Origin of the sequence: Candidatus Binatus sp. (assembly GCF_030646925.1) — a bacterium.
GTDB lineage: Bacteria > Desulfobacterota > Binatia > Binatales > Binataceae > Binatus.
Genome location: NZ_JAUSKL010000084.1, coordinates 33021 through 59735 on the forward strand (window position 1 = coordinate 33021; position 26715 = coordinate 59735).

At 62.2% G+C, this 26715-nt stretch carries 25 protein-coding genes; 9 read left to right on the plus strand and 16 right to left on the minus strand.

What is annotated here, in order from left to right:
- The first annotated feature begins 11 nt into the window (after positions 1-11).
- Complete coding sequence (locus tag Q7S58_RS14825) at positions 12-221, plus strand: hypothetical protein (protein WP_304827255.1); 210 nt, start codon at positions 12-14, stop codon at positions 219-221.
- 58 nt (positions 222-279) lie between these two features.
- Here Q7S58_RS14825 and Q7S58_RS14830 read toward each other — a convergent pair whose 3' ends face one another.
- Complete coding sequence (locus tag Q7S58_RS14830; protein ID WP_304827258.1) at positions 280-744, minus strand: hypothetical protein; 465 nt, start codon at positions 742-744, stop codon at positions 280-282.
- Between the two features lie 297 nt (positions 745-1041).
- On the opposite strand from Q7S58_RS14830, the gene Q7S58_RS14835 reads away from it, so the two are divergent.
- From Q7S58_RS14835 to Q7S58_RS14845, 3 genes are read left to right on the plus strand one after another with little or no spacing between them, the layout of a single operon-like run.
- Complete coding sequence (locus tag Q7S58_RS14835; protein WP_370655525.1) at positions 1042-2217, plus strand: TolC family protein; 1176 nt, start codon at positions 1042-1044, stop codon at positions 2215-2217.
- Positions 2218-2237: 20 nt separating this feature from the next.
- Entirely contained in the window at positions 2238-3428 is a 1191-nt protein-coding gene (locus tag Q7S58_RS14840) for an efflux RND transporter periplasmic adaptor subunit (RefSeq protein WP_304827264.1), read from the plus strand.
- A gap of 1 nt (position 3429) precedes the next feature.
- On the plus strand, positions 3430-6570 hold the full coding sequence (locus Q7S58_RS14845) for an efflux RND transporter permease subunit (RefSeq protein WP_304827267.1): 3141 nt from the start codon (positions 3430-3432) through the stop codon (positions 6568-6570).
- A 206-nt stretch (positions 6571-6776) separates the two neighbouring features.
- Here the strand turns inward: Q7S58_RS14845 and leuD are convergent, their stop codons facing one another.
- From leuD to hemE, 6 genes are all read right to left on the minus strand, one after another.
- Entirely contained in the window at positions 6777-7382 is a 606-nt protein-coding gene (leuD, locus tag Q7S58_RS14850) for a 3-isopropylmalate dehydratase small subunit (protein WP_304827270.1), read from the minus strand.
- Between the two features lie 12 nt (positions 7383-7394).
- The gene (gene leuC / locus Q7S58_RS14855; RefSeq protein WP_304827273.1) at positions 7395-8804 is read right to left on the minus strand and encodes a 3-isopropylmalate dehydratase large subunit; all 1410 of its coding nucleotides are present in this window, start codon (positions 8802-8804) and stop codon (positions 7395-7397) included.
- A gap of 485 nt (positions 8805-9289) precedes the next feature.
- The gene (gene dinB / locus Q7S58_RS14860) at positions 9290-10498 is read right to left on the minus strand and encodes a DNA polymerase IV (protein WP_304827276.1); all 1209 of its coding nucleotides are present in this window, start codon (positions 10496-10498) and stop codon (positions 9290-9292) included.
- 54 nt (positions 10499-10552) lie between these two features.
- Complete coding sequence (gene hemG / locus Q7S58_RS14865; RefSeq protein ID WP_304827280.1) at positions 10553-11956, minus strand: protoporphyrinogen oxidase; 1404 nt, start codon at positions 11954-11956, stop codon at positions 10553-10555.
- An 85-nt stretch (positions 11957-12041) separates the two neighbouring features.
- Positions 12042-12962, minus strand: a complete 921-nt coding sequence (gene hemH, locus Q7S58_RS14870) for a ferrochelatase (protein WP_304827283.1) — start codon at positions 12960-12962, stop codon at positions 12042-12044.
- Between the two features lie 6 nt (positions 12963-12968).
- Positions 12969-14834 carry a uroporphyrinogen decarboxylase gene (hemE, locus tag Q7S58_RS14875; RefSeq protein WP_304827286.1) on the minus strand — a complete coding sequence of 622 codons (1866 nt, stop codon included), beginning with the start codon at positions 14832-14834 and terminating at the stop codon, positions 12969-12971.
- A gap of 240 nt (positions 14835-15074) precedes the next feature.
- On the opposite strand from hemE, the gene Q7S58_RS14880 reads away from it, so the two are divergent.
- The 4 genes from Q7S58_RS14880 to Q7S58_RS14895 all read left to right on the plus strand — a co-directional run bounded on the left by Q7S58_RS14880 (position 15075) and on the right by Q7S58_RS14895 (position 19412).
- Positions 15075-16802 carry a M48 family metallopeptidase gene (locus Q7S58_RS14880; RefSeq protein WP_304827289.1) on the plus strand — a complete coding sequence of 576 codons (1728 nt, stop codon included), beginning with the start codon at positions 15075-15077 and terminating at the stop codon, positions 16800-16802.
- A gap of 64 nt (positions 16803-16866) precedes the next feature.
- The gene (locus Q7S58_RS14885) at positions 16867-17640 is read left to right on the plus strand and encodes an enoyl-CoA hydratase (RefSeq protein ID WP_304827292.1); all 774 of its coding nucleotides are present in this window, start codon (positions 16867-16869) and stop codon (positions 17638-17640) included.
- 39 nt (positions 17641-17679) lie between these two features.
- Positions 17680-18540, plus strand: a complete 861-nt coding sequence (locus tag Q7S58_RS14890) for a class I SAM-dependent methyltransferase (protein WP_304827295.1) — start codon at positions 17680-17682, stop codon at positions 18538-18540.
- Positions 18537-19412 carry an LLM class F420-dependent oxidoreductase gene (locus Q7S58_RS14895; protein ID WP_304827298.1) on the plus strand — a complete coding sequence of 292 codons (876 nt, stop codon included), beginning with the start codon at positions 18537-18539 and terminating at the stop codon, positions 19410-19412. The genes Q7S58_RS14890 and Q7S58_RS14895 overlap by 4 nt, the downstream gene beginning before the upstream one ends.
- Positions 19413-19448: 36 nt before the next feature.
- Here Q7S58_RS14895 and Q7S58_RS14900 read toward each other — a convergent pair whose 3' ends face one another.
- Both Q7S58_RS14900 and bamD read right to left on the minus strand, forming a co-directional pair.
- The gene (locus Q7S58_RS14900; RefSeq protein WP_304827301.1) at positions 19449-20372 is read right to left on the minus strand and encodes a bifunctional riboflavin kinase/FAD synthetase; all 924 of its coding nucleotides are present in this window, start codon (positions 20370-20372) and stop codon (positions 19449-19451) included.
- Positions 20373-20443: 71 nt separating this feature from the next.
- A complete protein-coding gene (bamD, locus tag Q7S58_RS14905; protein WP_304827304.1) occupies positions 20444-21142 on the minus strand; it encodes an outer membrane protein assembly factor BamD in 699 nt (232 codons plus the stop codon).
- A gap of 3 nt (positions 21143-21145) precedes the next feature.
- On the opposite strand from bamD, the gene Q7S58_RS14910 reads away from it, so the two are divergent.
- Positions 21146-21298, plus strand: coding sequence for a hypothetical protein (locus Q7S58_RS14910; RefSeq protein WP_304827307.1), 153 nt, complete (start codon positions 21146-21148; stop codon positions 21296-21298).
- Positions 21299-21327: 29 nt separating this feature from the next.
- Here Q7S58_RS14910 and pal read toward each other — a convergent pair whose 3' ends face one another.
- The 7 genes from pal to Q7S58_RS14945 all read right to left on the minus strand — a co-directional run.
- Complete coding sequence (gene pal / locus Q7S58_RS14915; protein ID WP_304827310.1) at positions 21328-21861, minus strand: peptidoglycan-associated lipoprotein Pal; 534 nt, start codon at positions 21859-21861, stop codon at positions 21328-21330.
- Positions 21854-23200, minus strand: a complete 1347-nt coding sequence (locus tag Q7S58_RS14920; RefSeq protein WP_304827313.1) for a hypothetical protein — start codon at positions 23198-23200, stop codon at positions 21854-21856. The genes pal and Q7S58_RS14920 overlap by 8 nt, the downstream gene beginning before the upstream one ends.
- A 64-nt stretch (positions 23201-23264) precedes the next feature.
- Positions 23265-24347, minus strand: a complete 1083-nt coding sequence (locus tag Q7S58_RS14925; protein WP_304827316.1) for a cell envelope integrity protein TolA — start codon at positions 24345-24347, stop codon at positions 23265-23267.
- The gene (gene tolR, locus Q7S58_RS14930) at positions 24328-24786 is read right to left on the minus strand and encodes a protein TolR (RefSeq protein WP_304827319.1); all 459 of its coding nucleotides are present in this window, start codon (positions 24784-24786) and stop codon (positions 24328-24330) included. Before tolR ends, Q7S58_RS14925 begins: the two co-directional genes overlap by 20 nt.
- A gap of 15 nt (positions 24787-24801) precedes the next feature.
- The gene (locus Q7S58_RS14935; RefSeq protein ID WP_304827322.1) at positions 24802-25503 is read right to left on the minus strand and encodes a MotA/TolQ/ExbB proton channel family protein; all 702 of its coding nucleotides are present in this window, start codon (positions 25501-25503) and stop codon (positions 24802-24804) included.
- Positions 25504-25654: 151 nt separating this feature from the next.
- A complete protein-coding gene (locus tag Q7S58_RS14940; RefSeq protein WP_304827325.1) occupies positions 25655-25843 on the minus strand; it encodes a hypothetical protein in 189 nt (62 codons plus the stop codon).
- Between the two features lie 8 nt (positions 25844-25851).
- Positions 25852-26715, minus strand: an 864-nt coding sequence (locus tag Q7S58_RS14945) for a carbon starvation CstA 5TM domain-containing protein (protein ID WP_304827328.1), incomplete at its 5' end; no start/stop codon positions are given.

The window sequence follows — 26715 nt, forward strand, 5'->3', positions numbered from 1 at the left end:
CACTTCTGCCGATGATTTTACGATACGATGATTACCCGTTTAACGATCGCGAGATATGCGCATCGTGTTACAGCGAGGGTGGCGGCAGCGCAGGCGCGGGTGCGGGTACGGGCGGTGGAGGATTGTCGGGCGGGCAACTGGTGTTGCTGGTCGAGGCGATCGCGACGCCGTACGTCGTGGTGCGGCAACCGGCGGCGGGGTCGCCTTCCGGCTTCGAGTAGAACCAGCACGCGCTGAGCGTCGAGCAGAGCGCGATCAATCCGATTGTGGCGGCGAGTTTCATTGCCTCATCATGACAGATTGTTGCCCGGTTCGCTCAAACGAGATCGCGCCTACTCGAATCGCGGATTCAATCCCCCAGTCTGCGCTGTGATATTTGGCCGGATCCTTGTTTGCGGCTTGACAACCTTGGCATTCAAACGAGAAACTGGGTCGAACACCCGATCTGCCCACCATGATGTCAAGGAACTGGAGCAAGGCACGTGCATTGGGGCCGCTGACGATACGGCGGGGGCGCGCGTCGTTCTCTGGAGCGCTGATCATTTTAATTTTTTCGGTTCTGATATTTGAGATTTCCGGGTTTTCGCACTTTGTCGCGACCGCGTTCAGCGGCGAAGTCGCGGATTGCACCAGCCCGACGAGCCCGACTCCACAAGGCGACAATTGCCTGCCGTTCTGCCCGACGTGCACGTGCGGGCATTTGAGCCGAATAGCCGCAGTGAGCGTTCCAACGCCGCTCGTCACTCAGACAGACTTGACACAGTTTGTTTCAATACCGCTTGAAGAGCCATTCCGCGACATCCTCGAACCCAAGGACTTCTTTCGCCCGCCTCGAAGCTGACACCCGCTTAGGCACGACGTGCGCCCGTTTCTATTTGTGGCGTATGCAGGTTCGTTGTCCAGCTTCGAGGATAGAGAATGCGAAGAGATATATTCGCCGCTCTTGCGGCAGCGACCATTTCCCTTTTCGATTGGTGCAGCGCCAGCGCCCAGGGCGCATGTACCGGACCGGTGACGCAGCGTGAAGTAGTCCGCTGCGCTTTGGACCAAAGCCCCGAGGTCCGGCGCGCGCGGCTCGAACTGCAGGCGTTAGCTGGACGCCGCGTGACGGCGGGCGTCTGGTTGCCGAGACTGCCCGGTGTGTCGTTTCAAGCTGACCAGCGCACGTTCTTCGGCGGCGCGCCGGGCTCCACCTTCAATTGGTACGTCACGCTCTCGCAGGAAGTTGAGATTGGGGGCCAACGCGGTGCGCGTCTTCGAGAGGTGGACGCGACGCTCGATGCCGAGATTCGAAGATATGCGGTCGTGCGGCTTGATGTGTCTGCGCAGGCGCTCGCGGCGTACTTCGACGTCGTTGCGGCCAACGATTTTGTCCAACTTGCGCGTGAGGTTGGACGCGTGGCTGATGGGCTCGGGGCTCTCGCCCAGGCGAGGGCGCAAGAATCGCTGGTCTCGCCGGTGGATGCAGATGTCGCGAAATCGGAGGCCGTGCAGATCTCACAGATTCGCTATGAAGCCGAACGCCGCCAGAGTAGCGCGCAGACCCTGCTCGCGGGTCTGCTGGGATTAGACCCGGCAGAGCCGATTTCCGTCACCGGAGAGTTGTCGCCGCAGCAGACCACTCCCACCGCAATCGAGGCGGGATTGGCTGGACTTGAAACCACGGCGCTGATGCTGAGAGGCGAGATCGCGGCGGCGCAGGCGGAGCGCCGGGTACTCGAAAGCCGTCTCGATCTGATTCGGCGCCTGCAGATTCCGAATCCGACGGTTTCCTTCTTCGCGCAGCGCGACGGCTTCAGCGAGCGGGTCATTGGCGGCGGGATCTCGATTCCAATTCCGCTGCTATCGCCGATCTGGCCCAGCCGCGCCGGTGAGATCCAGGAGACGATCGCGCGAATCGAGCAGGCCAGTGCGAACGTCGCTCTGGTTCGCCGGCAAGTGCGCATCCAAGTTGCGCAGGCCTACGCCGATTGGCGATCGCGTCGCGCGGCGCTTCAGCAATATTTTCCCGACCTGATGGTCCGCGCGAAGCGGGACCTTGGCGCGATCGGCGAAGGACTTTCGTCCAGGCAACTCACAGTGCGTGACGCGCTGCTCGCACAGCGAAGTCTGATCCAACTTGAACTCGGGCATGTCGAGGCGCGGCGCGCGTATGCCGCCGCGTGGGTCAACCTGATGCGCATGAGTGGATTCGATCTGGCGGAGGGCCGTCCATGAGCCGCTTGCTGATTATTGCGATGGCAATGTTTTTGGCATTCTTCGTCGCGCTTAGCGCATGTGGTCGAAGCCCCGAGTTGCCGCCAGCGGAAAAAGTCGCCGCGCGGGACGCGTCGCCGGCGCAGCCGAACAAACCCGACACTCATCATGAAGAGCTTCCGAGCAGGGTCTCTCTATCGCCGCAGGTCAGGGCCGCGGTGCATCTGGAAGTTCAACCGGTGGCGATCGCATCGCTGCCGGCGACGGTCGAACTGACGGGAGAAATCGCGCCCGATCCCGATAGATCGGCGCAAGTAGTGGCGCGCGCGCAGGGTCGGATCGTCCAGGTCAGCTTCAAGGAGGGCGACTGGGTCAAGGCGGGCGCGTTGCTGGTGGTCCTGAACTCGCCGGAACTTGCGCACGCGCGGGCGGCGCTTACGTCCGCCGGCGCCCGGGCGAATGCAGCGCGGCTAAACGCGGAACGTCTGCGAAATCTCGCGAAGAAGGGGCTTGCTTCAGGTCAGGAGCTGGCCACTGCAACCGCCGAAGCCCGTGCACTCGAGGCAGATGAAACGGCCGCATCACAGTCGCTGGCTGCATTCGGTTCGGGCGCAGGAGCCTACACGAGCGATGCGGCACGGCTCGAGCTTCGAACTCCGATCGACGGCTACGTGCTGAAGCGCAATGCGGTGGCAGGCCAGGTGGTTGGTCCCGAATGGGTGCTGGCCGTAGTCGCCAATCTCAACCGCGCTTATTTTCTCGGCCGGCTCTTCGAGAAGGATTTGTCTCACGTCACGGAAGGCGCCAAGGCGGACATCCGTCTCAACGCCTATCCAAAGCAGGTCTTCCAGGGCGACGTCGAAACTATCGGCCGCGAGATCGATCCGTCAGCTCGGACCGTGGTGGCCCGAATCGTGATCAAGGACCAGGGACGCGATCTGAAGGCGGGGCTTTTCGGCATCGCGCGGGTGGTGATGAGAGACTCCGCGAGCCAGCCCGCCCGCATCGTAGTTCCGTTAGGAGCGATCACGCAGATCGCGAACCGCGATGTCGTCTTCGTGCAGGATCCCAACGGCGAATACGCGGTCCATCAAGTTACTCTCGGCCGTTCTGCGGAAGGGAGAGTCGAAGTGCTCGAGGGACTGCGCGCCGGCGAACAGGTCGTAACTTCCGGAGTCTTCACCCTCAAGAGCGTCGTGCTCAAAGGCACCTTCGGCGAGGAGGGCGATTGAGATGAGGCTGCTGGGCGCAATCGTCCGCTGGTCGCTCGACAGCCGGCCTGTGGTGCTCGTCGCATTCGCGATCTTTTGCGTGTTCGCGATCGATTCTGCCACCCGGCTCCCAATCGACGCGATTCCCGACCTGACCAATATCCAGGTCCAGGTCATCACCTCCGCGCCCGCGCTCTCGCCGCTCGAAATGGAGCAATACGTCTCAGTTCCGGTCGAGCGCGCGATGTCCGGGATTCCCAACGTGACCGAAATCCGCTCGATTTCGAAATACGGAATTTCGGTGGTGACGGTGGTGTTCACCGACAAGACCAACATCTATCTGGCGCGACAGCTCGTGAGCGAGCGGATGCGCGAGGCGTCCGAAGCGGTTCCCATCGTGTACGGCAAGCCCGAAATGGGCCCGATTAGCACCGGCCTCGGCGAGATTTATCAATTCGCCGTCAAGGGCAAGGGGCACTCGCTCATGGAACTTGAGGAAGTGCTCGACTGGTACATCGCGCCGCAACTCCGCTCGGTGCCGGGCGTGGTCGAGGTGAATAGCTTCGGCGGCGAGAATCGCCAATACCAGGTGATCGTCGATTCAAACCGGGTGCAAGCCGCGGGGCTTTCAATACAGGACGTTGTGCGCGCTCTTGAATTGACCAACGCCAACGCGGGCGGCGGGTATATCGAGCACAATCGCGAACAGTACGTCATCGGAACCAACGGGCTGGTAAAAAGCCTGGACGATCTCAAGAAAGTGGTCGTCGGCGCCACGCCTCAGGGAATTTCCATTACGATATCCAACCTCGGCGAAGTCCGCTTCGGTCCGCAATTGAGACGCGGCGCGGCTTCGATCGATGCGAAGGGCGAGGTGGCGGTCGGCGTCGCGATGATGCTGATGGGTGAAAACTCCCGCACCGTTACGCAGGCGGTCGAGAGGAAGGTCGCCGCGCTCCAGCCCACGCTGCCGAAGGGAATGGTAATTGAGCCGTTCTATGATCGCTCGATCCTCGTCAACTCGACCATCCACACCGTTGCGAAGAATCTGATCGAGGGCGCCGCCCTGGTGATTGCCGTCCTGTTGCTCCTGCTGGGAGATCTGCGCGCGGGCCTCATCGTAGCAGTCACGATCCCGCTCTCGATGATGTTCGCGGTGGTGATGATGAACCTGACCGGAACCTCGGGCAATCTGATGAGCCTCGGCGCGATCGACTTTGGCCTGATCGTCGATGGGGCGGTAATTATCGTCGAAAACTCGGTGCGGCGGCTAAGCGAGTTCCGGCGCCGCAAAGGCGCGCCGCTTACTCCTGAGGAACGCACCAGCGTCATTCACGATGCGGCCGTCGAAGTGCGCAGCGCCAGCATCTTCGGCGAGGCGATTATCGCGATCGTGTATATGCCGATCCTCGCGCTGGGTGGGATGGAAGGCAAATTGTTCCATCCGATGGCGATGACGGTGTTGTTCGCACTGGCCGGCGCGTTCGTCGCCTCGCTGACTATCGTGCCGGTGCTCGCGAGCTACTTCCTGGTACCGGCCGAATCGAACCATGAAGCGTGGCTGATGCGGCAGGCCGACCGAGCTTACCGGCCGATGCTGGATCGCGTGCTGCGGCGAAGATGGACCGCCATCTGGATCGGCGCGGCACTGCTGGTGGCAGGGCTCGGAATTTTTACGCGTCTCGGCGCCGAGTTCGTTCCCCAACTCGACGAAGGCGATCTGTTGATCGAGGTGAGACGGCTGCCCGGCATTTCGCTCGGTGAATCGATCGCTACCGATCAGCGAATCCAGCAGGCATTGCTCAGCGTCCCCGAAGTCGCCCACGTGGTCAGCAAAACCGGGGCGCCAGAGATCGCCACCGATCCGATGGGTGTCGAGCAGACCGACGTCTATATCGAACTGAAACCGCATCGTGAATGGAGGAGAGGACTCACCAAAGACGGGCTAGGCGAGCAGCTCAGCGCGGCGGTGGAGAGAGCCGTCCCCGAAGCTGGGCTGGCGGTATCGCAGCCGATCGAGATGCGGACCAATGAACTGGTGGCGGGCGCGCGCTCTGATGTCGCTGCACAGATTTACGGCCCTGACCTCGACACGCTGCAACGATTGGCCCAAACAGCCGGCGATCTGATGCGGCGGGTTCCGGGCGTAGTTGATCTCCGGGTCGAGCAAGGCACCGGTCTCACCTATCTGCGAATCACTCCCGACCGCGCAAGGCTCGCTCGTTATGGCCTGACGGTGGACGACGTGAACTTGCTGGCGCAAACGATGGCGGTCGGCAGAACCGCGGGAGTCGTGTTTGAAGGCGATCGCCGATTCGACCTGGTCGTAAAAATCACCTCACGGTTCGAAAACGATCTCGATGCGATCAAGTCGCTGCCGCTCAAATCCACCACCGGCCAGATGGTGCCGCTTGGCGACGTCGCCACGATAACGATCGGAAGCGGTCCCGCGCTGATAAATCGCAGCCAGCTTTCGCGCCGCCGGACGGTCGAGTTCAATGTGCGCGGCCGCGATCTCGTGTCGGTCGTGAACGATGCGCAGATGTCAGTCGCGCGCGGGCTCGCGCTTCCCGCTGGCTATCGCATCGAATGGGGCGGCCAATTCGAGAATTTTCTCAACGCGCGGCGTCGGCTCGCCGTCGTCGTGCCGATGGCGCTCGCGCTGATCGTGTTCATGCTCTGGATGGCGTTCCGCGAACTCAAGCCCGCAATCCTGATTTTTCTCAATGTGCCGTTCGCCGTGATCGGTGGAATCGTCGCGCTCTGGATCCGCGGACTGCCGTTCAGCATTTCCGCCGGCGTCGGATTCATCGCGCTGTTCGGCGTCGCGGTTCTCAATGGACTCGTGCTCGTCTCCTTTTGCCGCCAGCTCGAGTCTGCTGGCGCCGCGCCGGCAGACGCGATCAGAAAGGCCGCCGAACTTCGATTGCGTCCGGTATTGATGACGGCGTTGGTCGCGTCGCTCGGATTCATCCCGATGGCCCTCTCAACTTCGCCCGGCAGCGAGGTACAACGCCCGCTCGCGACGGTGGTGATCGGTGGATTGTTCACCGCAACCGCCCTGACATTGCTTCTATTTCCGGCGGTCTATGCGATAGCCAACAGCGGTTCAATTTCTGAACCTGCCACGATTGAAAAAGGGCGGGAGCGCGCTTCGATATGAAACTGCAAAGCCCGCGAGGTCCGACGGAAATGCGCTTGGGGGACTGCAGTCGGGCTCTAGCAGGATGCGGAAATACCGGGCGAAAGACGATTTCGGCGAAGAGTAAGCATTACTACCATTACGAGAGTGCGTCTTGGATCAATGCTGTCAGGGGTCAAAAACACTTTTTCCGCATCCTGCTAGCGCTCGCTCAAACGAGATCGCGCCTACTCGAATCGATGCGGCAGCGGATGCGCCTTCTCGTACGCGGCAATCTTGTCCTCGTGCACCAGCGTGAGCGAGATATCGTCGAGGCCCTCGAGCAGGCATTTCTTCTGAAACGGCTCGATCTCGAAATGCGCGGTCCATCCGAAATCGTCGGAGACGGTCTGCTCTTCGAGATCGACGGTAAGCCGATACGATTCGTAGTCGTCGGTCGCGCGAAAAATGTGCTCGACTTCGTCAGGCTTCAGCGTGATCGGCAGAAAGCCGTTCTTCAAGCTGTTGTTGTGGAAGATATCGGCGAACTGCGGCGCGATGACGGCGCGAAAGCCGTGATCCTCAAGCGCCCACACCGCGTGCTCGCGCGAACTGCCGCATCCGAAATTGTTGCGCGCGACCAGAATCGACGCGCCCTGGTAGCGCGGCTTGTTGATCACGAAGTCTTTATTTTCGCTGCCGTCGGGATTTTTGCGCCAGTCGAAGAAAAGTCCCTTGCCGAGGCCAGTCCGCACCACCGCTTTCAGAAACTGTTTCGGAATGATCTGATCGGTCTCGACATTGGCGCGATCGAGCGGCGCCACCGTGCCCGTGAATTTTTCAAATGCACGCATCTTGGCGCTCCTCTAGCGATTGGTGAACTCGCGGACGTCAACGAAGTGGCCGGCGATCGCCGCCGCCGCCGCCATCGCGGGGCTCACCAGATGAGTGCGGCCACCTTTCCCTTGGCGTCCTTCGAAATTGCGATTCGACGTACTGGCGCATCGCTCGCCCGGCAGCAGCACGTCGGGATTCATCGCGAGGCACATACTGCATCCCGACTCGCGCCATTCGAAGCCCGCCTCGGTGAAAATTTTGTCGAGGCCGAGCGTCTCCGCTTCGAGCTTCACTTCCTGCGACCCCGGCACCACCATCGCGTGCACCGTGCCCGCGACGCGGCGGCCCTTGACGACTTCCGCGGCCGCCTTGAGATCGCTGATGCGTGAATTGGTGCACGATCCGATAAACACGCGATCGATCTTGATGTCCTCGATTTTCGTCCCCGGCCGGAGCGCCATGTATGCGAGCGCGCGTTCAACCGTATCGCGCTGTTCATTGTCGTCAATCTCGGCTGGATTGGGCACACGCCCGCTGATGTCGGTGACCATCGCGGGATTCGTGCCCCACGTCACCTGCGGCGCGAACGATGCGCCATCGAATACGACACTACGATCGAATTTCGCGCCGTCGTCGCTGCGGCACTGGAGCCAACGCTCCGCGAGCGAGTCGAAATCCTTGCCGGTCGGCACGTAGCGGCGTCCGCGCAAGTAATCGACGGTGGTCTTGTCCGCCGCGACCATCCCGGCGCGCGCGCCGGCTTCGATCGACATGTTGCAAATCGTCATCCGCTCTTCCATCGAGAGCGCTGCGATCGCCGAGCCGCGATACTCGATCACGTGGCCGGTCGCGCCGTCAGTCTTGATGCGCCCGATGATCCCGAGGATCAAATCCTTCGCGCTGATACCCGCGCCGAGGTTGCCATCGATGCGAATCTCAAAGGTGCGCGGACGTTCCTCCCACAGGCATTGCGTCGCGAGCACGTGCTCGACTTCGCTGGTGCCGATTCCGAACGCGAGCGCGCCGAATGCGCCGTGCGTCGCGGTATGGCTGTCGCCGCAAACGATCGTCATCCCGGGCTGCGTGAGTCCCAACTGCGGACCGATCACGTGGATGATTCCCTGGTCGCGCGAGCCCAAATCGTAGAGCCTGACGTTGAATTCGGCGCAGTTGCGGCGCAGCGTTTCGACCTGGAGCCTGGAATCGGGATCAGCGATGGGCTTGGATCGATCGGTGGTCGGGACGTTGTGATCCTGCGTCGCGAAGGTGCGATGGGGCGCGCGGATTTTGCGTCCTGAATGTCGCAGGCCCTCGAACGCCTGCGGCGAAGTGACTTCGTGCACCAGGTGCAAATCGATGTAGAGCAGGGAAGGCTCGTGCACCTTTTCCTGCACGACATGCGATTCCCAAATTTTCTCGAATAGGGTTTTAGCCGCCATTGTCGGTGGACCGTCGCCTCCCGCAGATTGGTCGGAAATCCTGATTATGCTTCATCGCGACTCAGGCAAACAACCACCCACATTGCTGGCGCCTGCGTCGTCGTGAAACGCTACTTTGTCATTCTGAGCGAAGGGGCCCTTTTTAATACCTCGCCCGCTTAGTTGCGGGAGAGGTCGCCGACACCGAACGAAGCGAGGGATCGGCGGGTGAGGGTGCAGTCGGCGCGAAGAAAGAATCCGGGATTCTTCGCTTCGCTCTGAATGACACGAGCACACTGATTCTCGACTCGGACGGGTCGCTTCTTTTCCGTCATCTTGAGCGGAGGCTGCCGTAGTCGAAAGATCCCAACCGAGCATCGCGAAGATTCGATCGGCCTGAGTGAATCGAAAAAGATCTTTGTCGGCAAATTATCTTTTGTCATTTCGAGCGAAGCGAAGAATCCCGGATTCTGTTTTCTTACGATTCGCCCTCTCATTTTTCCCTCCTATTTGATGCGGCGCGACGGGGCCGCGCGTTCGGCGCGGGCGAGGCCGCGAGTGACTGCCTCTTCGCCGAATTTTTTGTTGACCACGTCGAGCGCGCGATTCAAACGATCGCGTTTGCGATCGTCGTTGACGGTTGGCGCGGAATCGAACAGCCCCAGTTGAGAATCGTCCGCGCGTTCCAGATGATGCACCTGCACGCCGGCCAGCCGAATCTTGTCACGGTCACGCACGCGGCTCAGCAGATGAATCGCGAGGCGCGTGATTTCAGGACCGTCGTTGGTCGAATGCTCGAGCGAGAAACTGCGCGTGACGAGCGGATAGCGCCCGCCGCCGAGCGGTCGCGCGAGTTTCAGCTTCAGTGTGATAGTTCGCGCGCGCACTTTGTCGGCGCGGAGACGCCGCGCGATCGTATCGCCATGAGCAATCAGCGCGCGGTGGAGTTCATCCGAATCCTGCGCGAGATCGTGTGCGAACGTATTCTCCTCGCCGTAAGATTTGCGCTGCCAATCGGCGATTACGTGGCGCGCATCGTGGCCGGATGCCAGTTCATGCAGATGCAGACCCATCGAACTGAACAGACTTTTGAGCTCGGCCGCATCGCGGCTTGCGAGATCGCCGACCGTCCTGATTCCATGTTCATTCAAGCGCGCGAGCGTGACGCGGCCGACACCCCAGAGCCGCTCGACCGGCAGCGGGCGCAAAAATTCGGTCAAATATTCAGGACCGATCGCTAGCAGGCCGTCGGGCTTCGACATGTCGCTCAGTATTTTCGCAGCCATCTTGGTCGGCGCGACGCCCACCGACACGACCAGCCCGGTTTCCTCGAGCACGCGGCGTTTGAGATCGCGCGCCGCGCCGAGCGCCGGGCCTAACAGTCGTTCGGTGCCGGTCAGATCGATGAAGGCCTCGTCGAGCGAGAGCGGCTCGACCACCGGGCTGAAACTTTCGAAGACGCGCTGCACGACGCGCGAAATCTCGACGTAGCGGTTCATCCGGCCGGGCACAAACACGCCGTCGGGGCAAAGCTTCTGCGCCTGCGCGGTTGGCATCGCCGAGCGCACGCCGAATTTGCGCGCCTCATACGACGCCGACGTGACGACGCCGCGCGCGCTGCGTCCGCCGACGATTACGGGCAGGCCGCGCAACGCGGGATTGTCGAGAATTTCGACCGCGGCGAAGAAGGCGTCCATGTCAGCGTGTGCGATCACGCGGGGCCAATGCGCAGTTGAGGCGGTCGTCGATGTGTTCCCGATGCTCACGATTCAGGTGTCTGAAATGAGTTTAGCGAAGATCGCGTCGGACGCCTGCTCGCCACTGCGGACGCAATCGGGGATGCCGACGCCGCGATACGCCGCGCCAGCGATCGCGAACGCGGGGACGTCGGCGAGCAGAGTTTCAATTTCGGTGACGCGCGCCAGGTGCCCGACTTCGTACTGCGGCATCGAGTTGGGCCAGCGCCGAACTTCGACGATTGTCGGCGTCACGCCGATACCGAGCAACGCGCGGAATTCGTCGCGCACCGCGGCGACGATCTCGTCGTCGGATAAAAGCATCATTTCTTTTTGGAGCACGCCGCCGACGAATGCGCGCGCCAGAACTGCGCCATCGGGGGCGCGTCCTTCGAATTTGAAACTAGAAAAACTGCCGGCGATTATCCTGCGCCGCTCGATTGCCGGAACCACGAAACCGAAGGCCTCGGGCGGCGCCGGAAAATCGCTCTGCATGAAGGCGAGGTTGACCGTCGCCGCCGACGCATAGCTGATTTGCGCGAGCAGTTGCGCCGCGCGCGGCGCAATCGACGACAAAATGCGCGCGGTCGCATACGCAGGCGCCGCGACGATCACCGCGTCAGCCTCGACTGTATCGCCGTTCGCAGTCGCGAGCCGCCAGCGCTCGCCGTCTCGCGACATCGCAACAACTTCGGCAGATTTGCGAATCGAGCTACCGAGCTTGGCGGCCAACGCTTTCGGCAGCGCCGCCATCCCGGTTTTGAAACTCTGGAACAGGCTCCATCGCGCGCCGCTTACATTCCGGTTTTTCGCTGTGCTCGATCGTTCCGCCGCGCGGAGTCCCTTGATCAAGCTGCCGTGACGCCGCTCCATCTCGACGAAGCGCGGCAGCGTCGCCGCGATACTCAGGCGGTTCGGGTCGGCGGTGTAGATTCCGCCGGCGAGCGGTTGCGCGACTCGTTCGAGCACCTCGCGGCCGAGCCGGCGCGTCACGAATGACGCGAGGCTTTCGTCGGCGCCGTCGGTGCGCGCCGGGATAAGCGGTTCGAGCGCGATTCTGAGTTTGCCGAGAATCGAAAACAGCGGACTGAAAAAAACCGGCCCGAGATGAGACGGTGCGAGCATCGAGAATCCCGCCGGAATCGCAACCAGGTGTCCGGCGCGCACGACGAATGTACGGCGATAAATTTCGCGAGTCGGAATCAGTTCGGCGCCAAGGCCAAGGCGTCTGGCGAGATCCGCGGCCCATGGTTTTTCAGACAAGAATGAATCGGCGCCGGTCTCGATTACGAATCCGTCGCGGCGGATCGTCTCGAGCGGTCCGCCGACGCGATCGCCACGCTCGAGCAGCGCGACTTCGAGCGGGATTTCGCGCGTCGCTGCTATTTCCCGAAGCCGATACGCCGCGCTGAGGCCGGTGATTCCTCCGCCGACCACCGCTACGCGCCTGATTTGGGATTTGGAGTTCGTCGTGAACCGCTCCCGCAAATTATTTCGGACGTTCGTCGCGCTCGCGCGCCGATCAATTGGTCACGTGCGCGCTCACAATCGACGCAATCATCTCGATGAACTGCGGATGGTCGCCGACGGTTTGCGCACGTTCCATCGTGACGCCGGCGTCGCGCGCAATTTGCGCCGCCTCGACGTCGAGGTCGTACAGTACCTCAACGTGATCGCAATTAAATCCGATCGGTACTACCACCGCCGCATCGCTGTCGAGATTGTGCAGCACGTCGCCAATGGCCGGCTCGAGCCATCGATCGCGCGGACTGCCACTCCGGCTTTGATACGCGAGGCTCCACGATGCGACGCCAAGTTCATTCGCGACGAGCCGCGCCGATTCAGTAAGCTGCTCGACGTACTTGCTATTTTCGGCCATCGCAACCGGGATGCTGTGCGCGGTGAAAACGAGCCGCGCGCGCGATCTAGCGGCGGCATCCAATCGCGCGTACGCGTCGCGAACGCGCGACGCAGTCGCCGCTATGAACAGCGGATGATTGTGCCACGGCGCGGGATACTCGATCGTCGGCGCAGAACTGCCGAGCGCATCGCGCGCCTCTTCGATCGTCGCCTGGTAGCGCTCCCAACTCGCTTCGCTGCGATGCGCCGCCATGATGAAGCCGAGCACTCGCCGCGCGCCAGCGTCTGCAAGATCTCGCAGCGCATTGCCGATGTACGGCTTCCAGTTGCGCATCCCGACCGAGATCGGCACTTCGATATTTTTCGCGCGGAGTGATTCTCGCACCGCCTCGGCCTGCCGCATCGTCAATTCATTGTAGGGCGATTTTCCGCCGAGCACTTCGTAGTGATGAACGACTTCCTCGTACCGCTCGCGCGGCATCGGCCGCCCGCGCAGCACGTTGTCGAGAAACGGCCGCACTTCATCAGCGCGAGTCGGTCCGCCGAAGCCGGCGATTAGCACCGCGTCGCATTTCGGGCTCATCGAAGTTCAGTGCCGCGCGCTCATCTCGTGGACCGCATCGACCAGCGCGATCACATGATCGACCGGCGTCTCGGGCAGGATTCCGTGACCGAGATTGAAGATGTGGCCGGCGCGGCAGCCCGCTTGATCGAGGATAGCGCGGGCGCGAGTGCGAATTTCCGGAACGTCGGCGAAGAGCGCCACCGGATCGAGATTGCCTTGCACAGCGACGCTGTAGTTGAGGCGCGCCCACGCCTCGGCCAGGTTCACGCGCCAGTCAAGGCCGAGCACGTCGCCGCCCGCCGCGCGCATCAGCTCGAGCAGATTGCCGGTCACGGTGCCGAAATGAATCACCGGCACTTCCGCCGGAATCGCAGCAATCACGGCGGCAGTATGCGGCAGGACGAAGCGGCGAAAATCGTCGGGGCCGAGGCTGCCGACCCAACTATCGAAAATCTGCACGATATCGGCGCCGGCCGCGATTTGCATTTTCAGATAGTCGGCGGTGATTCGCGCCAGCATCTCCATCAGGCGATGCCACACCTCTGGCTGCGTGTACATGAAAGTTTTGGTGGCCTGATATTGCCGCGACGATCCGCCTTCGATCAGATACGAAGCGAGCGTGAATGGCGCGCCCGCAAATCCGATCAACGGAGTCTTGTTCGCGAGCGCCGACTTCACCAGCTTGATCGATTCGCCGACGAAGTTCAGCGCATCCGGATCGATCGGCGGGATCCGATCCAGATCGGCGGCGCTCCGAATTGGGCGATCGATAATCGGGCCGTCGCCTTTTTCAAAATGGAGCCCCACAGCCATCGGAATGAGCGGCAGCAGAATGTCTGCGAAAATAATCGCCGCATCGACGCCGAGCCGCTCGACCGCCGTGACGGTGACCTCGGCGGCAAGTTCGGGTTGCCGGCACATCTCGAGAAAATCATGACGCTCGCGAACGCGGCGATACTCCGGCATGTAGCGGCCTGCCTGCCGCATCAGCCAAATCGGCGTGTACGGCGCTGCCTCGCGCCGGCACGCTTTCATCATCGGATGATCGTGCAGCGGCGATCGTATCGGCGGTGCGCTCGCGACACGCCTCCGAATCGGCACCTCGACGACTTCGATTCGCGGCGCGCGGTACTTCGACGCCAGGATCGATGCGGCACGAGCTGCGGCTTCGTTCACGAAATGGCCCAGCTTCGAGTGCTGAGGTTCGAAGTCCACCGCGATTCCGTAAGCACGCAATTGCTCGGAGCAAACCGGCCCGATCGATCCGACCGCCATCCGCGAAAACCCGCGCATCACATCAGCGCCGATTCCGTCCGCCTCCGCCATCTGGATGACGTTGGTCACTTGATTCGAGCTGGTGAAGAGCGCGACCTCGGCCTCGCCGGCCGCGATCTGCTCCAGCGCCGCGCGCAGCGGCGCGCGATCGATCGGCAGCGCCCATCGATAAACCGGCACCACCGTGACGATTGCGCCGCGCGCCTCGAGGCCCGCGATCAACTCGCGATTCGACGCGCCGTATTCCTGGATCGCGACGCGCTGGCCGTTCAGATCGCCGCGCGCCGAAACCGAGTTCAGTATCTCGCGCCAGGTGTTGGGCTCCGGCACGACGATCGTCGGCTCGAGGCCAAGCTCGCGCATCGCGCGAATCGGCTTAGGTCCTCGCGCCACGGTCGTGACCTTCTTTAGAGCCTCGACTATCAGACCGCGCGGATGCCGCGTCTCGATTGCCTGGAACAGCGCGCGCGCGCCGACGCCGGTCAGAAAGATCACGAGTTCGAATCCGCCCGCCAGCAGCCGGTCCGCGAACTCGAGCGCGGCGCGATTGTCCTCGAGCGGAATTTCGCGCATCGCCGGCGCGATGATCGCGACGCCGCCACGCCGCTCGATCATTCTGACCGCCTCGGCCGCCAACCGGCTCTCGAACGAAACTACGCGGAGTCCGTCGAAGCCGGGGGTTGTCTCGGATGGCGATGATGATGTCTCAGGGTCCATGAGCGCGGCCTGCCGCAAATGCAATCTTGCCGTGTGGATACCGGGCAAGTCCACTCACCCTATCCCGCGCGCCCGCCGCGATCTCGGCTTTTCGATTTCCGGCCGCCGTGGTACCACATCCTCTAACGGGGTAAGCCTATGCGGACGCAAATTCTGGCTACTATAGCCGGCCTGATGCTCTCGATTGCGATCGCCGCACCGGCGCGATGCGATTCGTCGCCGGTTGCTCCCGCATCACCGGCCGCCGCTTCATCTCCGAGTGCGGACTCTCGTCACGAACCGATTTTCGACGGCCTCGGCCATCTGCATCATTCGGTGACGACGAATTCTCCGCTCGCGCAAAAATATTTCGACCAGGGCCTGACCTTCATCTACGCGTTCAACCACGACGAGGCGGCCGGCTCATTCAAGGAAGCGGCGCAGCGCGACCCGGACATGGCGATGGCGTACTGGGGAATCGCGCTTTCGCTCGGGCCGAACATCAACCTGCCCGAGGACGATGAGCGCGGCAAGGCGGCCTACGAGGCGATTCAGAAGGCGCGTTCGCTCGAGCCCAAGGTGAGCGAACCCGAGCGCGCGTATATCGAGGCGCTCGCGCAGCGTTACGCGGCCGACGGCAAGATGACCGACGCGCTGCAGACCGCGTACGCGAACGCGATGCGCGACGTCGCGAAAAAATATCCCGACGATCCCGACGCAGGAGTCCTGTTCGCCGAATCGATGATGGATCTCCATCCGTGGAATCTATGGACCCCCGACGGCAAGCCGGTTCCGGGCACCGAGGAAATCGTGGCGACGCTCGAAGGCGTGATGGCGAAATATCCGGATCACATGGGCGCGAATCATTATTATATCCACGCGGTCGAGGCCTCGCCGAATCCTGGGCGCGCGCTGCCGGCCGCCGATCGACTCGGCCCGATCGTGCCTGCGTCGGGCCATCTCGTGCATATGCCGTCGCACATCTATATCCGCACCGGGGATTATCAAAATTCCGCCATGGCGAATGAGCGCGCGATCAAAGCCGACCGGGTGTACATCCGCGAGCGCAATCCCAAGGGCGTTTACCCGCTGATGTACTATCCGCACAACATCCAGTTCCTGTGGGCGTCGTGCATGATGCAGGGCAACAGCAAGTGTGCGTTCAAGGCGTCGCACGATCTCGACGTGGTGTCTTATTCGCCCGAGTCGCTGCAGATGATTCATTCGATGCCGATGGGTGAGTTCACGCTGCCGTCGCGTTATTTCACCGAAGCTCGTTTCGGGAAATGGGATGCGATTCTAAAGGAACCGGCGCCGTCGTCGGAGTTTACGTACCTGACGGGAGTGTGGCATTACGCGCGCGGGCTGGCATTTGTCGCGAAGAAAAAATTCGATCAGGCTGAACAGGAACGCAAGCAACTCGAGGCGATCGTCGCGGCCACGCCCGCCGATCGTATCGTCGGATTCAACTCCGCCAAAAAATTACTCGAGCTCGGCTCCGAAACGCTCGCCGGCGAGATCGCCGCCGCCCAGGGCAAGCACGACGATGCGATCGCGCAGCTTCGCGCCGCGGTTGCGATTCAGGACACGCTCACTTACGAGGAGCCGCCGCCGTGGTACTACCCGGTGCGCGAGACGCTCGGGATGGAACTTATCGCCGCGGGCAAGCCGTCGGACGCGGAGCAGGTGTTTCGCGACGATCTCGCGCGCAATCCGGAAAACGGCTGGTCGCTCGCGGGACTCGAAGCATGCCTTACCGCGCGCAACGCCGACGACGCGTCGCAAGTGCAGGATCGATTCAAAAAGGCGTGGGCGCATGCCGACGTGAAGGCGCCCGCGCCGAGCATTCCTCCGCAGGAAAAGACCGCATCGTCGGGCGCGCTGTAAATCGCCGCTGCTTTGCCGACCGCCGCAGGCGTGTTTAGTTGAGAGCAACCGCTGGAGGATGTCCATGAGTGAACCCGTGCTGATGCTGGAAAAGGAAAACGGGATTGCCACCGTTACGCTGAGTCGCCCGGAGAAGCTGAACGCGCTGAATCGCGAACTCCGCGCGTCGTTCTGCCGCACGATGCGCGAATTGCGCATCGCGAGCGACGTCGGCGCAGTGATCATCACGGGCGCCGGCCGCGCCTTTTGCGCCGGCATGGATCTCAAGGATCTCGGCGGCGGGCTGCGCGAGGAAGGCAACGTCACGTTCGTTTCGGTGATCGAAGACATGGAGGTTCCAGTGATCGCGGCCGTCAATGGATTCGCTATCACCGGCGGATTCGAACTCGCGCTCGCCTGCGACATCATCATCGCGGCCGACACTGCTCAGTTCGCCGACACTCATGCGCGCGTCGGCCTGATGCCGGCGGGCGGGATGTCCGCACGGTTGCCGCGCGCCGTCGGGCTCCGCAAGGCGAAGGAACTTTCGCTTACGGGCAATTATCTGAGCGCGCACGACGCGGAGCGGATGGGCCTGGTGAATCGTGTGGTGCCGCGCGAGCAAGTGATGCCGGCGGCGAAGGAGTTAGCCGGACAAATCCTCAGTTGCGATCCGGTGGTGGTGAAGCAAATGAAGCGGCTCTACGATCTGGCGTCGCGCGTGCCGCTCGAAGAGGGTCTTCGAATCGAGCAGGACTTCTCGCGCGCCTTCGGTCTGAGCGGCCACACGCAAGATATGGAAGCGCGGCGGAACGCCGCGATGGAACGCGGCCGAACGCAAGTTGCGGCGAAGCGCTAGAATCAACTAGCAGCGATTCTTGCTATCGGAGATAGACCGATGAAAACCAAATCCACGCAGCCGATCTTGCTGATCACCGCGGCAATCATATTCGCCGCAGCGGCTCCGCGATCAGCGGTCCGCGCCGAGATACCGGCGGTGGCCGCCGAGGTCGCCGAGACGGCGCCGATTCCTCCCGACAAAATCTCGAAAGAGATCGCCGACGCGATCAATTCGCCAGATCGACCCGCCGCCGACAAAGCGCTCGACGCAGGCCGCAAGCCCGAACAAATCATGGCGTTTTACGACATCAAGCCGGGCATGAAGATCGCCGATATTTTCGCCGGCGGTGGCTACTTGACGGAACTTTTTTCGCGCGCGGTCGGCCCGACCGGCAAAGTCTATTCGCAGAACGGACCGTTTCCTCCGCAGTTCCAGAAGATCGGCGACGCGTGGCAGGAACGGCTGAAGGAACCCGCCTTGAAAAATGTGGTTACAGTGAACAAGCCCTACGACGCGCCCGATTTGCTGCCAGTCGAGCCGGACACCCTCGACGCGGTCATTATTCATCTGAATTATCACGACATGGTCGGGTTCAAGATGAATCGCGAAAACGTCAACGCGGCGGTGTTCAAGGCGCTGCGACCCGGCGGCGTTTACGAGATCATCGATCACAGTGCGAAGCCCGGCACCGGCGACGCGGACACCACCACGCTACATCGAATCGATGAGAAATTTCTGGTCAAGGATGTCGAGCGAGCGGGATTCAAATTGGTCGCCGCGTCGAAGGCGCTGCGTCATCCGGAAGACGATCGCACCTGGAATGTGTTTAAGAAGCGCGGCGAGACCGATCGATTCATGCTGAAGTTCGTGAAGACGCCGCGGATGGCCGGCGCCGATTCGCCGGAGTCACCGCGATGAAGGTCGGACTGTTCGCACTTGGAATCGGCGCCGGCGCGCGCCCGGACACGGTGCTAAAGACTGCTGAAACCGCTGAGCGCGTTGGTTTTTCGACGCTGTGGGTCGGCGAGCACGTGGTGCTCTTCGATGCGCAGGATTCGAAGTATCCCTACACCGCGGGCGGCGAATTTCCGCTGCCCGGCGGCGCGGACTGGCTCGATCCGTTCATCACGCTGACTTTCGCCGCCGCGGTGACGAAGTCGATTCGGCTCGCGACCGGAATCTGCCTGGTGCCGGAGCACAATCCGCTGGTCCTCGCGAAGGAGGTCGCCAGCCTCGATCGATTGGCGCGCGGGCGTTTCGCGCTCGGCGTCGGAATCGGATGGTCGGCGGAGGAATTCGCGGCCTTGGGAATTCCGTTCGAGCGGCGCGCGCAGCGAACGCGCGAATATATCGACGTGATGCGCCGGCTGTGGAGCGAGGACGCGACCAGCTTTCACGGCGAGTTCGTGAACTTTGACGGCGCGAAGAGTTTTCCGAAGCCCGCGCGGGGCGCGCGCCTGCCGATCATTTTCGGCGGCGAGAGCGGACCGGCGCTCAGGCGCTCCGCCGAGTATGGCAACGGATGGTTTGGCTTCAATCTCGATCCAAACGAGGCTGCCGCGAAGATCAAACGGCTTCGCGAACTGCTCGATCAGAACAGCCGCGATGCGAGCGAGGTCGAGATCATCGCGTGCCCGTACACCAAGAAGATCACAGCGGCCGACGTGAAAAGATACGCGAGCGCCGGCGTCGATGAATTGGTGATTCTCGCGAATCCGCCCGAGGACGAATCACGCGTCGCAGCGTGGGTCGAGCGCCTCGCGAACCAGTGGATCGCCGCTGCGCGGTAGAATCATCAAGCTACGAATCGGGCGTCGTCGGACGAATCAGGCGGCGGCGAGGATTTCGTGCGCTTTGCTCAAGTCGAGCGCGATCTGGCTTCGCAGCGCTTCGGCTGATTCAAACTTGCGCTCGGGCCGAATCCGCTCGATCAAATCGAGCTTCACGCGCTGGCCATAGATATCGCGATCGAAATTGAAGATGTGCGCCTCGATCGAGCGCGCCGTCTCCGAAAACGTCGGCCGCATCCCGATATTGGTAATCGATCCATACGCGCCGTCGTCGAGCACCACGCGCGTCGCATACACGCCGTCGGGCGGGATGCATTCGGTCTCGCTCTCGATATTCGCGGTCGGAAATCCAATCGTGCGGCCGCGCTCACGTCCGTGAATCACCGCCCCGTGGATGAAGTGATAGCGGCCGAGCAGCTTGGCCGCGCCGCGCAAATCGGCCGACTGGATCATCTCGCGCACCTTGGTCGAGCTCACCTCGAGTCCGCCCAGCTTGACCGGACCGACCACCGTGGTGTCGAAACCGAATTCGCGCCCGAGATCGACCATCACCGCCGCGTTGCCCGCGCGCTGGTGGCCAAAGCTGACGCTGTGCCCGACCACGACTTCGCGCGCGCCGATCTTGCCGAGCAGATAGTCGCGAACGAAATCGCGCGGCGAGAGCTGGCTGAGCGCGAGCGTGAAGTTGATTACGATCACGCCGTCGATACCCGACAGGCGCAGCAGTTCGAGCTTGTCCTCCGGATGCAAAATCAGTTGCGGTGCGCGCGCGGGAACCAGCAGCTTGGCCGGCAGTGGATCGAAGGTGAGCGCGAATGCGGTGCCGCCGGCCGCGCGGGCGCGATCGATCGCAGCTTTCAGAATCGCGCGATGCCCCATGTGCACGCCGTCGAAGTTGCCGATCGCCGTGACCGGATACGGATGGCGCGCGAGCGCCTCGAGGTCGCGAATTATCTCCATTTCAATACTGTCGCCGCATTCTGTCGAGCGTCGAAAATCGGCGCGGCTGGTCGCTCGCGAGATTCTTCATCTTAATCGCTTGCGAGATCTTTCATCATGGTGTTGGCGCCGGTCGCTTGCGGCGTCCCGGCGTGATCGGCGACCAGTTTCTGCAACGTCAGACGCGCATCGATCCGATCGTTCAGCTTGAGGAACGCCTCCGCTTCGCGCAGCAGCGCGGCGCTGGCAAATCTGCCCTTCGGATAGCGCATCACGAGGTCGTTGAACTGCAGGATCGCCTGATCGTACTTGCCGGTTTCATAGAGCGCGTTGGCGGCGAAATATTCGGCCGGCTCGCTCAGCGCGGACTTGGGAAACGAATGCTGCAGCTTGGTGAAGATCGTCACCGCCAGCGGATACTTGCCGGCCTTCATCGCGTCGAGACCAGAGCGATAGAGCTTGACGCCCGGCTCGCTCGACGCCTTCGCCTGGTCGATTTCCTGATCGAGTTCCTGCTGCCAGGTCGAGGCCGGCTCCGCGGGCGCGGGGCGCGGCGCGCTGTATCCCGACGGCGGCAAGCCGCTCGCGGGCGGCGGCGCAGTTTCAGGTTCGGTGCTCGCAAGCTCGTCGGCTGGCGGCGGATTGACGCCGGGCGACGCCGCGATTCCCGCTCGCAGCGATTTCACTTCCGACTCGAGCTCGGCGATGCGCTTGTTGTTGGACGATGGCGATGACGATTCGCCCTCCGCGTCGGCATTGCCCTGCTTGATCGTGAGGACTTGATCGTTCAACCGATGAATCTGTTGCTGCAGCGAATCGATCTGCTGGCGATCGGCGGCGATCATGCCGCGCAGCGTGAACTCATTTTGATTGAGCTGCTGTATGTCGTTTTGCGAGCTGCAGCCAAGGATCGTGAACGCGGCGACAACCGCGCCAGCGCGCGCTGACCAATTGAAGATACTCACAACCGAGGACCTTACTGGTTCACTACGAAATGGTCGCGGCGATTTTGCGCCCAGCAACTTTCGTCGTGTTCGGTGCAAAGTGGAAGCTCCTTGCCGTAGCTGATGGTTGAAATTCGGCTGCCCGGGATACCCAGGGTTACCAGGTAATCCTTGGCTGCCTGCGCGCGCTTGGCGCCGAGAGCGATATTGTATTCCTCAGACCCGCGATCGTCGCAATGTCCCTCGACCTGCACGCGGCTCGATGAATTTTTCTGCAGCCAGCTCGCATTGCCTTTCAGGATCGAGCCGTCCTGCGGTTCGATCGTGTATTCGTTGTAGCCGAAATGGATGTCAGTCAGCGGCCCGCTTTGTCCCTGGCCGAGCGACCCCTGCTGCATCTGCTCGAGCGAGCTCTTGCCGCTGCCAGTTTCACCCATTCCAGCGGGATTGGCGCTGCTCAAATCGCCGACGCCCTGCGTCTTCTTCGACGAGCATCCGGCGAGCGCCAGCACCACGCCGAGACTTATCAATGCGATCGCTCCAGCCAAATTTGAGCTACTACTCACCCAGCCACCACGACCACGATGGACACGTGTCATTGCCTATACCCTCCGTCAGAGCAGAAATAATCTTCCGGTTACTGACCATCATAATATAAATTCGCGAATGACTGCCGCGGGTCGAGTTGAACGCTAGATAGCGGCCGTCAGGCGACCAGCTCGGATACTCGTTCGAGCCGTTGCCATCAGAAAGTTGCGTCGGAGCGCCGCCGCCGAGCGCGATCGTCCAGATATCGAAACGGCCGTTGGCGCGGCCTTGATAAGCGATCCGGTCGCCCTTCGGCGCGAAGTTGGGCGTGGTGTTGTAGTCGCCCTTGAAGGTGATTCGGCGGGGCGAGCCGCCCGCGGTGGGTATCACCCAGACTTGGGGGGAGCCGGATCGATCGGAAGTAAACGCGAGCATCGATCCGTCCGGCGAAAAGGCCGGACTCACGTTGATGCCGGTGGTGTCGGTGAGCTGTCGAACCTGCTCGCCTTCGCGCGTCAGCAAATAGAGGTTGGTGGCGCCTTCGCGCTCGATCGACGCGGCCACTTTGGTCCCGTCCTCAGAAATCGTTCCGCCGATCACGCGGCCGTGCGGGCTGTCGAGTTTGATTTCGCGCTGTGCTTTCAAGTCCGCGAGATAAAGCGCCGGCTGCATGCTCTTGTATGAAAGATACAGCACGTAATTGGTGGTGCGATCGAAGCTTGGGAACAGATTGATCGTCGGATTGTCGGTGAGCTTGAACAAATCCTCGCCGTCGATCGATTGCGTATAAATTTCCTTGAAGCGTCCGCCGCGCGTCGAGACGAATGCCAGCTTGCTGTCGAACGGGCCCTTCTGGCCGGTGGACGATTCCATCACCGCGTCGGCGAAGCGCCGTGCCATCCGGCGCACGTCGCTCGGCGTGCCGCTGTAATTTTTGCCCATCATGCGCCGCTGCTGCGCGACGTCGTACAGGTAAGCGGTCAGCTTGATCGTGGTTCCTTCCTGCGCGATCGATCCCTTGACCAGGAAGTCCGAATTGATCGAGCGCCAGTCGGCGAAATTGAACTGCCCGAGTTCGAAGCCCGACGTTTGCGGGTCCTCGATATACGCGTGCGGATCGATAATCCGAAAATATCCGGAGAGCTCGAGGTTGCGGCTGAGCGTCCGCACGAAATCCGCCGACGTGCGATGGTCGTCGTCGCCGCTTAGATTTTTCAGGCCCGAGACCGAAATCGTCGAGAGCTGCGAGCCGGGCCCGCGAATCGTCATCTGCAGCGGTCCCGAGTCGGACGGCAGCGGCTGAGCGCTGGCGAGACGCGCAGTCGCGGTAAAAACGATTGCGAACAGGATCGCGCCTGGGAGCTGAAATCGTTTCATGTTCCTATTTCACTACAGAGCCGGCGATCATCATAACTGCCACCACCACTTCCCCGCGCACCGCCTATGATTTTAGCTCGCCGAGCTGGAACAGCGCCTCGATCCCCGCGCCGAAACGATCGCGAAACTTGTCGGGCGGCGGCGGGAACGGCGCGGCGCGGCGGATCGCGCGAATCACCGAATCGTCGAAGGCGGAATCTTTGGAACTCTTGCCGATCTTGACCGCCGTCAGCGCGCCGTCGGGACCGATCGAGAAATCGACGGTCGCGGTCAATTCATTGCTGCCGCCGTAAAAGTTCCACGCCTTCTTAATCTGATCCTGCACCGTTTGATAGTAGAGCAGAAAATCGAGGTCCTGTTGAATCCCCGCGCTGCCGGTCCCCGGTCCGATTCCCATTCCGCGCCCCGCGCTCGCGACTTTGCCCGCGACCGGCCCGCCGCCTTTCGGCCCCGGCGGCGCTTCCTCGCCGGTATCCTCGTCGTCGCGGTCGTCATCCTCCGCGGCGCGCTTCTTCTCGTTCTTCAGATGCTCTTCCAGTAATTTTCGCTTCACCGTCGCGAGCCGATCCTCGACGCTCGGCGTCGATTCGGCCTTCGCGATTACGATCGACGGCGCCGATTTGGGTGCGCGCTTGGCCGGCTGCGGCGACGACTTAAGTGACGATTTCGGCGACCCTTTCGCGTGTGGCGTATGCGTCTCCTTCGGCGTCGGCTTGGCGCGCTCAGTGGGCACCGGAGTGGGCTGTACAGTCGGCTCAGGCGTGGGCTCGGGAGTCGGCGTGGGCGTGAGCGTCGCTTCGATCTTGGTATTCAGCGCGATCGCATTCTTGTCGTCGTCGGGCGCCAACTCCGGCGGCTTCGGCTCCTCGATCTTGACCTTCGGCTCCTCCGGTTTGGGCTCGGCCTTCGCTTCCTTTCGATTGCGATTGATTCGCGGCAGATGAGTGCCGAGGTCGCCGGCCGGGATGTCATCGACGATTTTCACCGTGTAGGCCGGCGGCGCGGCTTCGGGCGCCTTCATGTACATCGGCGCGACGAAGACCACCAGCGCGATGATCGCGACATGGCCGAGCGCGGAGATCAGGATCGCGGCGAGGTAGCCGGCGCGCGACGGCTGTTCGTCGCCGTTATGGTCCCGCGCTGCCACTCTTGCGCTCGCTCGGCGCCGTGTCGGCGCCCTCGGCCGGCACCTGCGTCACCATCCCGACGTTCTCGATACCCGCCGCCTTGATCGCCGCCATCGTGCGGATCACGTCGCCGTACGGAACCGCGTCGTCGGCGCGGATAAAAACCTGGCGGTCGGGCCGTTCCTGCGAGATAGCCTTAAGCTTGTCGGTGAGTTCCGCCGAGCTGAGCTTCGCGTCGTTCAGATAAATCTCGCCGGGCTTCGTAATCGACACCACGAACTGTTCTTCCTTGCCCTCGAGCGCCTGCGCGCGAACCTTCGGCAGATTCACTTCGACGCCCTGCTGGATGATCGGCGCGGTGACCATGAAGATCACCAACAACACCAGCATCACATCGACCAGCGGCGTGACGTTGATCTGCGAAACGAATTGTCCGCGCTGTCCGGGCTCAAAGGCCATCTGAGGGGCGCCTCGTTACGATAGGAAGTGACGTTCCGCGATATTCAAAAATTCGGAAGTGAAATTATCCATCTCAGTCGCCAGCACTCGAATCCGCGCGATGAAATAATTGAAGAACATCTGCGCCGGAATCGCCGCGACCAAGCCGACTGCGGTCGTGATCAACGCCTCGGCAATACCCGGCGCGACCGCCTGGATACTCGACGTATGCGACGCCGACAGCCCCAGAAACGCCGTCATGATTCCCCACACCGTGCCGAACAGCCCGATAAACGGACACGACGACCCGGTGGTCGCGAGAAAAGTGATGCCCGACTCGAGCTTGGTCAGCTCGACGTTCTCTTGCCGCTTCATCGCGCGCGCGACGTTCGCCACGCCGCCCAAGTCGGTCGAGAAGCCGGAGTCAGCGCCGACCGCCTGGCGCTTGGCGCGGGTGAGTTGCAGCAGTTCCTGGTATCCCGCGCGGAACACCTGCGCGACCGGACTCCGCTGCAAGCCGACGCTCGCAGTATGAATCGCGGCGAGGTTTTTCGATTCCCAGAAAATCGAGATGAAGCGCTCGGATTGGCGCCGCGCGCGTGAAATCTGGAACAGCTTGTAGAGGATTATTCCCCAGCTCCCGATCGAAAACGCGACCAGGATCCAAAGCACGGCGGCGACGACCGGGCCCGTGCCCAGCACCAGTTCCACCACCCCCAGCCCGCCTGCGCCGCTCACCTGATGGAGCATATCACCGCCACTTAAAAAACGTCGAACTATTATAAGGGTATCGCGAGCGCTAAAACCAGCCGCCCCCGCTCATAGGACGCCCAACGCGCAAAGGATCTACGTAGTCGGCAATCGACGGGTTTCGCGCGTAGCAAGAGAACTAGCAGCATCGATTCGGATGCCGATGATGCTCGACGAGCGCCGATTTCACCAATCGTGTGCGTTCGAGACGAGGCATCGAGGCGAGCTGCGCCGAATCGATCCGAGCGCTGTTCAAGCGGCGAAGTTCGGCGGTGATCGCGTGAACGATCATCGCGATTCGAATCGCCGCGGCGCGCATCGATTTCATCTTGATGATCATGCCGCCGCCTGCTGCGAGCGGCGCGCGCTCGGGTCGGAGCCGCGCAGCAGTTTGCTCCACGCGCGCGCTGAATCCGCGAGGATCACGATCACCACTGCGATAAAAAATCCGGTCAACGCCGCGTCGATTCGATCGTTCCAGATGAGCCGCGCGATCTCGGCTGCGCGCGCCTCTGCGATTCCGGGCGTCGCGGCCTCCGCCGCCAGCCTGGCTGCGTGCGACAGAAATCCCACGTTCGGCATCGCGGAGAAAATCTTCTCGATTCCCGCGGTCATCGTCACCGCGACCAGCCACACGAGCGGAATCAGCGTGACGAACGCGTAGCGCTGCTTGCCCTGCCGGATCATCGCGCTGGTCGCGACGCAGAGCGCGATCGTCGCGAGCATCTGGTTGGCGATTCCAAACAGCGGCCACAGCGAATTGATCCCGCCGAACGGATCGATCGTGCCGAAATAAAGAAAATAGCCCCACGCGGCGCAAATCAGGAACGAAGTCGCCACGATGTTGGCATAGGACGAACTGTCGCCGAGCGGCGCGTAGATGTGGCCGAGCAGATCCTGCAGCATGAAGCGCGCGACCCGCGTGCCGGCGTCAAGCGTGCTCAGGATGAATAGCGCCTCGAACATGATCGCGAAATGATACCAGAGCGCCATCACCGCTTTGCCGCCGAGCGAATGCGCAAAGATGTGCGCCATCCCGACCGCCAGCGACGGCGCGCCGCCGGTGCGCGCATCGAGCGTCGTCTCGCCGACCGACGCCGCCAGTTCCTGCATGTGCGCGTCGGTCACGTCGAAGCCCCACGAGCTGATTTTTTCGCAGGCCGCGGGTCCGGCGCCGACCACGCCGGCCGGGCTGTTGAT

Excerpts from the sequence above, each read along its gene's own strand:
- Q7S58_RS14825 (WP_304827255.1), top strand. The coding sequence starts at position 12 with ATGATTTTACGATACGATGATTACCCGTTTAACGATCGCGAGATATGC.
- Q7S58_RS14840 (WP_304827264.1), top strand. The coding sequence starts at position 2,238 with ATGGCAATGTTTTTGGCATTCTTCGTCGCGCTTAGCGCATGTGGTCGA.
- Q7S58_RS14845 (WP_304827267.1), top strand. The coding sequence starts at position 3,430 with ATGAGGCTGCTGGGCGCAATCGTCCGCTGGTCGCTCGACAGCCGGCCT.
- leuD (WP_304827270.1), bottom strand. The coding sequence starts at position 7,382 with ATGCGTGCATTTGAAAAATTCACGGGCACGGTGGCGCCGCTCGATCGC.
- leuC (WP_304827273.1), bottom strand. The coding sequence starts at position 8,804 with ATGGCGGCTAAAACCCTATTCGAGAAAATTTGGGAATCGCATGTCGTG.
- hemH (WP_304827283.1), bottom strand. The coding sequence starts at position 12,962 with ATGAGCCCGAAATGCGACGCGGTGCTAATCGCCGGCTTCGGCGGACCG.
- hemE (WP_304827286.1), bottom strand. The coding sequence starts at position 14,834 with ATGATCGAGCGGCGTGGCGGCGTCGCGATCATCGCGCCGGCGATGCGC.
- Q7S58_RS14880 (WP_304827289.1), top strand. The coding sequence starts at position 15,075 with ATGCGGACGCAAATTCTGGCTACTATAGCCGGCCTGATGCTCTCGATT.
- Q7S58_RS14885 (WP_304827292.1), top strand. The coding sequence starts at position 16,867 with ATGAGTGAACCCGTGCTGATGCTGGAAAAGGAAAACGGGATTGCCACC.
- Q7S58_RS14890 (WP_304827295.1), top strand. The coding sequence starts at position 17,680 with ATGAAAACCAAATCCACGCAGCCGATCTTGCTGATCACCGCGGCAATC.
- Q7S58_RS14895 (WP_304827298.1), top strand. The coding sequence starts at position 18,537 with ATGAAGGTCGGACTGTTCGCACTTGGAATCGGCGCCGGCGCGCGCCCG.
- Q7S58_RS14900 (WP_304827301.1), bottom strand. The coding sequence starts at position 20,372 with ATGGAGATAATTCGCGACCTCGAGGCGCTCGCGCGCCATCCGTATCCG.
- Q7S58_RS14910 (WP_304827307.1), top strand. The coding sequence starts at position 21,146 with ATGAATCTGTTGCTGCAGCGAATCGATCTGCTGGCGATCGGCGGCGAT.
- Q7S58_RS14920 (WP_304827313.1), bottom strand. The coding sequence starts at position 23,200 with ATGAAACGATTTCAGCTCCCAGGCGCGATCCTGTTCGCAATCGTTTTT.
- tolR (WP_304827319.1), bottom strand. The coding sequence starts at position 24,786 with ATGGCCTTTGAGCCCGGACAGCGCGGACAATTCGTTTCGCAGATCAAC.
- Q7S58_RS14940 (WP_304827325.1), bottom strand. The coding sequence starts at position 25,843 with ATGAAATCGATGCGCGCCGCGGCGATTCGAATCGCGATGATCGTTCAC.